The 6,874-nt window shown below is 69.3% G+C and carries 6 protein-coding genes; 2 read left to right on the top strand and 4 right to left on the bottom strand.

Annotated elements, in window-relative coordinates:
* Positions 1 to 362, bottom strand: a 362-nt coding sequence (locus tag OXN85_06350; protein MCY3599572.1) for a DUF222 domain-containing protein, incomplete at its 3' end; no start/stop codon positions are given.
* Positions 363 to 647: 285 nt separating this feature from the next.
* Between OXN85_06350 and OXN85_06345 the strand changes: the two genes are divergently transcribed.
* Both OXN85_06345 and OXN85_06340 read left to right on the top strand, forming a co-directional pair.
* Complete coding sequence (locus OXN85_06345; protein ID MCY3599571.1) at positions 648 to 1,388, top strand: helix-hairpin-helix domain-containing protein; 741 nt, start codon at positions 648 to 650, stop codon at positions 1,386 to 1,388.
* Between the two features lie 45 nt (positions 1,389 to 1,433).
* Positions 1,434 to 2,600 (top strand): PepSY-associated TM helix domain-containing protein, encoded by a 1,167-nt coding sequence (locus OXN85_06340; GenBank protein MCY3599570.1) that lies wholly within the window; start codon positions 1,434 to 1,436, stop codon positions 2,598 to 2,600.
* Positions 2,601 to 2,613: 13 nt separating this feature from the next.
* Here OXN85_06340 and OXN85_06335 read toward each other — a convergent pair whose 3' ends face one another.
* The 3 genes from OXN85_06335 to xsc all read right to left on the bottom strand — a co-directional run.
* Positions 2,614 to 3,804, bottom strand: coding sequence for a 4Fe-4S dicluster domain-containing protein (locus tag OXN85_06335; GenBank protein MCY3599569.1), 1,191 nt, complete (start codon positions 3,802 to 3,804; stop codon positions 2,614 to 2,616).
* Positions 3,805 to 5,199 (bottom strand): aminotransferase class III-fold pyridoxal phosphate-dependent enzyme, encoded by a 1,395-nt coding sequence (locus OXN85_06330; GenBank protein ID MCY3599568.1) that lies wholly within the window; start codon positions 5,197 to 5,199, stop codon positions 3,805 to 3,807.
* 50 nt (positions 5,200 to 5,249) lie between these two features.
* Positions 5,250 to 6,874: sulfoacetaldehyde acetyltransferase (gene xsc, locus OXN85_06325; GenBank protein MCY3599567.1), on the bottom strand; the 1,625-nt coding region annotated here is incomplete at its 5' end.

Genomic DNA, 6,874 nt, shown 5'->3' with positions numbered 1-6,874 from the left:
AACGCCCGGACCTTGGACCAGGAGAGCCGCCCCTTCTCCATCTCGGCCGAGGTCAACGGCAGCTCGGCGAGGCAGCGGGCCGCCCGCAGCCGCTCGCGAGCCGCGCCGAGGGAGATCCCGGCGCGCCAGTTGAGCCAGTGGGCGCAGGAGCGCCACCCGCTCCAGCGTTCCTCCTCGTCGAAGCGGCGCAGCAGGGTCAGGAGCCGATACTGGGCGGCGTCGAGGTGGGCGCAGAGTTCGGCGATCTCGTCGCCGACGGGGTCGCCGTTCAAGACCGCGGGGTGCGAGACCGCAGCGTTCGAGGCATCAGCGGTCGAGGCATCGGGGGTGGAGGCATCAGGGGCGTCGGGCGTGACGGGCATGGCGTTCTCATCCGAATCTCAGGGTTCCAGGGGGCAGGCGGCACGGTTTGCGGCTCCCGCTTCGTGCCTCTCAGTTTCATACCCCGATCTTCGGTAAATGTTCGGGTTGCCTCTCAACGCGGTCTCAACGCGACCTTCAACGCGACCTTCAACGCCGGGACGTTCCCGCGGGAACGCCGGGGAACATCCGCTCGCCGCCGTAGTTGGCTTGACCTGACCGCATGGCGCGTGGATCTTGCACCCAGTTGAGAATGAATCTCATTCTAATCCAGTAACGGAGGAAGCATGTCCCGCAGTCGCAGCGCACTGCTCGCTTTCATCATGATTCCCGTGCTGTCGTCCGGCTGTGCCGGCGGAGGCGACGATACGGCGGAGTCCGAACCGGCCGCGACGGCGTCCGAGCCTGCCGCCGCAGCGTCCACCGAGGCCATGGGCGATACGGATGCCACCGACGATGCCGCAACGGCCGCTCTCCTGAACCCCAACCTCGCCAGTGAAGACGAGTTGACCGCAGTCCCGGGGATCACGGCCGACGTGGCCCGGGCGGTGGTCGGCGGACGGCCGTACCTGCGCGCGGCGGATCTTCACGCGGCGCTGGCGGAGGCGGTTGGGGGCGAGGCGGCGCTGGCGGCGTACGGCGCGCTCTGGCTGCCGATCAACCTCAACGACGTGACGAACGACGAGATCCTGCTGATCCCGGGCGTGGGGGATCGGATGGCGCACGAGTTCGAGGAGTACCGCCCGTACGTGGACATGGGCGAGTTCCGCATGGAGATCGGGAAGTACGTGGACGAGGAGGAGGTCGAGCGGCTCGCGCGCTACGTGTACGTCCCGATCGACCTGAACAGCGCCACCCGCGAAGAGATCATGGCGGTGCCGGGGATGAGCGAACGCATGGCCCACGAGTTCGAGGAGTACCGCCCGTACACCGACCTGGAGCAGTTCCGGCGCGAGATCGGGAAGTACGTGGACGAGAACGAGGTCGCGCGGTTCGAGCGCTACGTGACGCTGAACCCGGGCGGATAAGGGGCGGACAGGCGCGACCGGCTGCGGCGTGGCGGAGATGCTGCGATGATCCGGACCATCGTCTTCTGGCTGCACCTCACGGTGGCCGTGGCGGCCGGGTTGGTCATCCTCATGCTGGCGGGGACGGGGGCGGTGCTGTCGCTGGAGGAGACGGTGACGGGGCTATCGGAGCGGCGGTACTTCGTGCCCGCGCCGGAAGGCGCCGAACGGCTGCGTCCGGAGGGGGTCGCGCTGGCGGCGGGGCTCACGGCGACTTCGCTGAGCTATCGGTCGGATCCACGTGCGCCCGTGCGCGTCCACGAGGGACAGGACCTCTCCGCCCTGGTCGATCCGTACACGGGGCGCGTGCTGGCGAGGGGACCCGGCGGCCTCGAGCGGTTCTTCGAGGCCAACCACAACTGGCACCGCTGGTTCAACGTCTCGGGAGGCTCGGTGCGCCGGGCGCGGGCCGTGACCGGAGCGGTCAACCTGGCCTTCCTCTTTCTGCTGCTCACCGGACCGATCCTGTGGATCCCGCGGCCCGTCACCCGGCGGTCGCTCGCCAAAGCGCTCCTTCTCCGTCGCGGGACAAAGGGCGCCAAGCGCGACCTCAACTGGCACCAGGTCGTCGGGATCTGGTCCGTCCTGCCCCTGGCCGTGATCGCGACAACCGGGGTCGCCACGTCGTATCCGGCCGTGGGGGACCGAGTCTATCCCGCGGTGGGCAGCCTCGTGCCCGCCGGGGCGTGGCCGGCCGAGTCGGCGTCCGAAGGCGTGGGAATCGAGAGGACGGAAATCGAGGGGACGGAAGTCGAGGGGACGGCGATTTCGGGGGACGCCCGTCGCGCCCCGGATCCGGACCTCCGCGCCGCGCTCGCCACCGCCGAGGCATGGGCGCCGGAGTGGCGGACCCTGATCCTGCACATGCCGCGCCCCACGGACCCCGAAATCCGCGTCGAAGTGCGGGGAGGGCGCGCGGGCCAGCCTCAGAGGGCCGGCCTGCTCACCCTGGATGCCACCTCCGGCGCCGTGCGCGCGTGGGAGTCCTTCGCCGACGACACGCCGGCGCGGCGCGCCCAGCAGTTCCTGCGCTACGCGCACACGGGTGAGTACTGGGGGCTGCCGGGGCAACTGCTGGCGGGACTCTTCTCGCTGGCGGCCGCGCTCATGGTGTGGACCGGCCTCTCGCTGGCGGTCCGCCGGCTGCGACGCTTCGTCGAGTTGCGGCGCTAGCTGAGGCGCTCCGTCAGGCTTCGCCGGGCGCCGCCCACCAGCGGGACGGTTTGAGGCGCTCGCCGCGGCCGCCGACGCGGTCCAGCCACAGCGCGAGTCCCCGTAGCCGCGTGCCCGCCAGCCAGCGCCACACCCGACTCCACCGGTCCCGATAGTCGCGGTTGTACGGGCAGACGCGGATGCAGATCGAGCAGTCGGTGTTCTGGTTGGCCCAGAAGCGGAAGCACTTCTCGGCATCCGTGGTCCACTTTCGGATGCCCTGGATGTTCGAGCGGTTGTGGACCCGCGAGGACGGTTCGCCGTCGGCGATGGCCCCGGCGGGGCAGCCCTTCGTGCAGGCGCGGCAGAGGTCGCACGTCTCCTTCACGCCGAAGCGGGCGGGCCGGTCGTGGGCGAGCGGCATGTCGGTGAACACCTTGCCGAGCCGCACGCGGGGACCGTACTCGCGGGTGATGAGGAGACCGTGGCGCCCGTACTCGCCGAGCCCGGCCTGGATTGCGAGCGGGATGACCAGCGCCGAGTCGTTCATGCTGGCCACGGCGCGGTAGCCGAGGTTGACGATGTACTGGGCGATCGCCAGCAGCACGATCGTGTCCCGCGAGTAGGTGGCGCCCGTCGCGGTGCCGCTGAGCGCGGAAGGCGCCGTGCTCAGCAGTTCCCGGTCCATGGATTGCGCGATCACGATCACGTTCTCGAGATCGGTGGAGATCTCCTGCGGTTTCTCGTGCTCGTTCTCGCGGCTGTAGGCGTGCGTGTAGAGCCACCGCTCGTCGTTCCCGGTGACCCCCACCAGGTCGGCGCCCAGCGTCTTCGCGGCCTGCTTGATCTCGCGCGCCATCTCCTCGGGAGACTCCACCGGCAGCGTGTGGCCCGGACCCTCCCGAACGCTGGTGTACGGGTCGAGGAAGCCTTCGCGGCGGTCGTCGCCGTCCCGCAGTTCCGCGAAGATGTCCGTCACGTGCCAGGACGCGTTGCGCAGCGCGTAGTCGCGCTGGGTGAAGCCGTCAACGGACCGCCAGGTCAGCTTCGGCGTGCGGTACGTCTCGTAGAACATGTCCGAGCGGTGCGTGCGCACCTCCGGGTCCCAGAAGGAGCGGCAGAAGATGTCGTCCCTCTGTGAGAAACGCTGGAAGTCCTCCCGGATATCGAAGCCGGCTTCCCTGTCCCTGGCCGTGTCCCTGGCTCTGGCCCTGTCCGTGTCCACTCAGAGATCCCGGCAGCCGAATTCGATGCCCGTCTTCACGGCCTCGACCAGCTCGTCGATGTCCGACCGGGTCACGATGAGGGGCGGAGCGATGGTCACCGTGTTGTTCAGGCCGGGGATGCTGCGCGTGGTCCGGCCGACCAGCACGCCCTCCCGGGCGGCCCTGCCCACCACGGCCGCCATGACGTCCTCGCTCACGGGCGCCTTCGTCGCCTTGTCCTCCACCAGTTCCACGCCGGCGAACAGGCCCCGGCCGCGGATGTCGCCGACGTGGTCGTGGTCGAGCAGCTCCCGCAGGCGGTCCTGGAGGTAGGCCCCCACCGCGCGGCTGTTCTCGATCAGGTCCTCGTCGTCGATGATGCGCAGGTTCTCGAGCGCGGCCGCGAACCCGACGGTGCAACCGCCGTAGGTGCTGATGTCCCTGAAGTAGTGGAAGCGGTCGCCCGGATCGCCCAGGAACCGGTCGAACACCTCGCCGCGCACCGCCGCGGCGGAGATCGGCGCGTAGGAGCTGGCCATGCCCTTGGCCATCGTGACGATGTCCGGGACGAAGTCATAGTGCTCGAACCCGAACATCGTCCCCGTGCGCCCGAACCCGCACACGACTTCGTCGATAATCAGCATGACGTCATAGTTGTCGCAGATCTCGCGGATAATAGGATAATATTCCTCGACCGGAGGAATGACGCCCCCGCCCGCGGTGATCGGCTCGAGGATCACGGCCCCCACCGTGCCCGGCCCCTCCTCCTCGATCGCGTCGCCGAGGGCGCGCGCGCACTCGATGTTGCAGTCCGGATACGTCTTGTCGAAGGGACAGCGGTAGCACATCGCGTGCGGAATCCCCGAGAATCCGTCCGGGAAGGGCCCGTAGGCCTCCTTGCGCTCCTCCTGTCCGCTGGCGGCGAGGCAGGCGATGGTGGTGCCGTGATAGTCGCGGTCCCGGTACAGGACCTTCGACTTGCGACTCCCGCTCAGGTGGGCGATCTGGCGCACCATCTTGATCGCCTTCTCGTTCGCCTCCGAGCCGCTGTTGGCGAAGAAGATGTGATCCAGGCCGTGCAGCCACTCGGCCAGCGCGCTCGCATATTGGGCGGCCGGGACCGTGCCGACCACGCCCGCATAGTACGGCAGCCGCGCCAACTGCTCGTAGACGACCCGCGCGATGCTCTCGCGCCCGTGGCCGACGTTCACGCACCAGACGCCGCCCGAGGTCCCGTCCAGGTACTCCTTCCCGTGGATGTCGCGGACCCGCGCGCCGCGGCCCTCCACGAACACCTGCGGATCCTGCGTCTCGAAGACGCTGTGCTGGAACAGGTGGTGCCAGAGGTGCTTGCGGTCCTTCTCGATGACGTCCTGGACGTCGTAGTCCGCCAGCAACGCCTGTGTGTCGGACATCCGGCTCTCTTTCTCCTCGCGGGCCGCCGCGGCCCGGCTGGCTCGGCCTGCTAGCTCAGGCTGAGGTGCGCGTACTTCTCCAGGTGGCGGGTGGGCATCGCGAGCGCGTCCCGGCGGAACGGCTCCGCGAGCACGTTGGCGCCTCCCTCGACGACCGCGTTGATGACGCACGGCCGGCCACTCGCCGCCGCCTCCACCGCGTCGCGCACCACGTCCTGCACATCGCGATAGTCTTCGACCGTGTAGCCCCTCGCGCCCATCGCCTCGGCCACCTTGGCGAAGTCCGGGTTGGCGCTGAGGTCGGTGCCCACGAAGCGATGGTCGTAGAAATCGATCTGGTTCTTCTTCTCGGCGCCCCACTCGTGGTTGTTGATGACGATGGCGATGACCGGGATCTCCTCGCGCACCGCCGTCATCACCTCGCTCATGCCGCTGATGCCCCACGCGCCATCCCCCTGAATCGCGAACACGGGAGCCGCCGGATTGCCGACCTTGGCGCCCAGCGCGGCGCCGTACGCGAAGCCGCAGTTCCCCCACGTGAGCGCGGCGAGGTGCTGCCGCGGGCCGTCGAAGCGGAGGTATCCGTTGGTGATCGAGCAGGTGTTGCCGATGTCCGTGGTCACGAGCGCGTCGTCGGGCAGCGCGCGCGTGAACTCCCACAGGAAGCGCCGGGGGTGCATGAGGGCGCTGGTGGACGAAGACCATTCCTCGAGTTCCTCGTCCCAAGTCCGCTTCTCGCGGGCGACGTCGGCGATGCGCGCCTCGTTCCGCCCGGGGTTCGGCCGCGCCTTCCTCAGTTCGTCGAGCAGTTCGACGGCGTACTCTTTCACGTCCGCGACGGAGAAGAGGGCGGGGATCTTGCTCATCCCCCACTGTCGGGCGTCCCGGTCCACCTGGATGAGCGTGGCGTCTTCGGGCCAGTAGGTCATGTCGTACTGCGGCAGCAGGCCGAAGACCCCGAGCCGGGTCCCGAGCGCCAGCACCACGTCCGCCTTGGCGATCGTACGCATGGCGGCCTTCGACCCGCAGTAGCCGATCGGCCCGCACCCCAGTTCGTGGCTGTAGGGAAAGGTGTCGTTGTGCAGGTACGTGTTGACCACCGGGGCGCTCAGGTGCTCGGCCAGCGCCGTGACTTCCGCGAGCGCGTCCCCCTGGCTGACCCCTCCCCCGGAGACGATGACCGGATAGCGGGCGCCGCTCAGGATCCGGACCGCTTCCTCGATGTCCCGCCGGGGAGGCCGGCCGGGGCCGAGGACGGGGGTCGCGAAGATCTCCTCCTCGATGTCGCCGTAGAAGTAGTCCCGGGGGATGTTGAGGTGCGTGGGGCCGAGTTCGAGCTTGGCGCGGTAGAAGCAGCGCCGCGCCAGTTCGCCCATGCGCTCGGGGCGGTTGACGCGCACCTGGAAGACGGTCTGCGCCTCGAACATCGGCATCTGGTCGAGTTCCTGGAAACCTCCGGTGCCGATGCCGAGCGATCCCGTTTCCGGGGTGATCGCGACGACGGGGGAGTGCGCCCAGAAGGCGGCCGCGATCGCGGAGACGAAGTTGGCCGCGCCGGGGCCGTTCTGGGCGATGCAGGCCTGGGGCCTTCCCGTGACCCGCGCCAGCCCGTCGGCCGCGTGCGCGGCCGCCTGTTCGTGCGCGACGGAGATGAAGCGGATGCCCGCCTCCGGGA

The sequence above is a fragment of the Candidatus Palauibacter australiensis genome (genome assembly GCA_026705295.1).
GTDB lineage: Bacteria > Gemmatimonadota > Gemmatimonadetes > Palauibacterales > Palauibacteraceae > Palauibacter > Palauibacter australiensis.
Note: the sequence above shows the minus strand (reverse complement) of the source record. Positions and strands in the feature narration are given on the sequence as shown.

Bases quoted from the DNA above. Each gene is read 5' to 3' on its own strand.
- OXN85_06345 (MCY3599571.1), top strand. From the start codon at position 648: ATGTCCCGCAGTCGCAGCGCACTGCTCGCTTTCATCATGATTCCCGTG.
- OXN85_06340 (MCY3599570.1), top strand. From the start codon at position 1,434: ATGATCCGGACCATCGTCTTCTGGCTGCACCTCACGGTGGCCGTGGCG.
- OXN85_06330 (MCY3599568.1), bottom strand. From the start codon at position 5,199: ATGTCCGACACACAGGCGTTGCTGGCGGACTACGACGTCCAGGACGTC.